Annotated in this window: 2 protein-coding genes; both read right to left on the reverse strand. The window is 57.9% G+C overall.

Annotated features, from left to right (window positions below):
• A partial coding sequence (locus E4T71_RS08475; protein ID WP_135038890.1) for a protein rep occupies positions 1-834 on the reverse strand: 834 nt, incomplete at its 3' end.
• Positions 835-1,103: 269 nt separating this feature from the next.
• Positions 1,104-2,057, reverse strand: a 954-nt coding sequence (locus E4T71_RS08480; RefSeq protein ID WP_209304480.1) for a hypothetical protein, incomplete at its 5' end; no start/stop codon positions are given.

Here is a 2,057-nt window from a genome sequence, read left to right on the forward strand (position 1 = left end):
CTTGGCCAACTGCTTTGGGATGCCAAACAAAAAGGCCCCATCCGTCAGCATGTCTTCAGGCTTGATGGAGTATTTGAGCGTCTCAGCCACGGCAGCCGACAAGGCCGCAGTCCTGTCCCCGCTGGCCTCTGCCGCCTTAGCCTTATCGCTCTTTGCTTTGACTTTTGCGACATGCACAACCGGCGTGTAATCTGCCCGCAAAGCGTCCCTCCACATCTCAGCCCATTTTGCTTGCGAGATGTATGAATGACCAGCGAAATAGCCGGGATCGACAAGCAGCAATGCATGGAAATGCGGATGGGGATTGCCGTCTTTTCCCTTCGTGACCTCGGTCGTCCGGATGAAGCCTTTGGCGGGCCAGCCTGCCCGCTCAATCATCCGCTTCCAAGCCGCATTCATGTCACGCAGCGTCACCCGCAAATCCGCCATTTCCGGATTTTTGACGGTCAACGTCAGGAACAGCCACTGGGCTTTCGGATAAGCAGCAGCCACGGCTGGCAGACGCTCATAAAATTTTGCCATGCTCGCCATACCTCGCCTCCATTGGCAAACCGGGCAGTGCCGGACTTTGCAGAAAAATGCTTGATCGAGCTTGATTGAAATTTCGCCCGTTTCAAGGTTGACAGCTTGCCCGAACTTGAGCAGCCCGGAGCATTTCGACATTCGCACCCCGAGACGCTCGAGGCTTTCTTCTCCGGCCCGGTCGTAGAGTGAGCCGATGGTTTGCGTATTGCTTCGATGTTTGTCCCATTTTGCATCCTTTTCCGACATGTCAGAAAGAGCAGGGGCTTTGACTACAGAGGGATTTTGGCTTAAAGTGTTCTCATGTTTCATGCGTTCAGACTCCGACTAGTCTGGCCGCCCCGAAAGCCGAATCCTTGCCGGGATTTGGCTTTCAACTTTTCAGGCGCCCACTTCCTCCAGATTCTCACGCCCCCATTGACAAGTCAAGGCCCACCCAAAAGGGCCGGATAGCAAGCATTCATGCGGGTTTCGCGGTGATTGGCTATAAATCCGACGCGTCGAACTTATGGCCATAGTTATAAATTTAAGGAAAGCCACCCCAAAACCGGGCCTGGCGGCCCCTAAAAGCAGCCCCAAAATCAACTGCGAAGACGCTTCGCGGGCGGCGGCTTGATGCCGCCCGCCGGCTGCTTTTTCAAAGCTTCAAGCTCTTGCCCCATTTTCAAGCGATCGGCGTCAATCGCCCGAACGGCTTTCTCGTGACGCTGCGTCAATGCGTCCTTTTCCCAGTCCCGCCGTTTAGCCTTGGCCTCGGCCTTGGCTTTCTCAGCCCCCGCCAACGCCTCGGCCTTGGCTCTATCGAGCGAGGCCATCGCCTCCGACATAGCAGAGGCCAAGTCTGCCTTGGCCCCCGAAGCCTCGCCCATGGCGGCCCGGGCCTCGGCAAGCTGCTTTTCAGCCGTCGCCATAGCTTTGCTCGCGGCGACGGCTGCCGCTTGCTCCTGATGCCACCCAGAACGCGTTAAACGCCGCTTGGCAGGGCCGAGACGGGTAAGGCCGCTAAACATGCCGACCTCATCGAAAAAATCGTTCTGGAGGCGGCTCATCGCTTTCTTGTATGCCCGATTCTGCTCGCCCTTCGTCGCCCCAGTTTTTCGCGCGGCTTCTGAGGCAGCTCGCCCTGGGTGAATCGTCTCGAAGCGAGCACCGGGGGCCGGGATTTTATAAAAATGGAAATGCCGGTGGCTTTCGTCTGTGTGCTCGATGACCGACAAGAGACGGCCATCTCTATTCAACCATTCAACCGTGTTCGCCTTTAGCGATTCCCAGCCCTCGGCGTCCATGTCATCGGGGGCTGAGACAACCCCGGCAAGCAAGCAAAGGCCGTCTTTGCGAAGAGCATGCCCTCGAGCGTCCCTCGATTCATTCCCCCAAGCGGTAGCCAACGCCTCGACTTCCGAAAGCGAGCAGCCGAAGACAGGGATGGGAGGAGCCGGGGCCTCGACGTGATAGCAAGCCCCCGGCTCACGTGTGGCCTCTGCGATGATTGAGCGAATCGAATGCCCGCCCGCCTTGCTCTTCCCCGCCTCGCG

The organism is Streptococcus sp. WM07, from assembly GCF_004570525.1.
Classification (GTDB): Bacteria; Bacillota; Bacilli; order Lactobacillales; family Streptococcaceae; genus Streptococcus.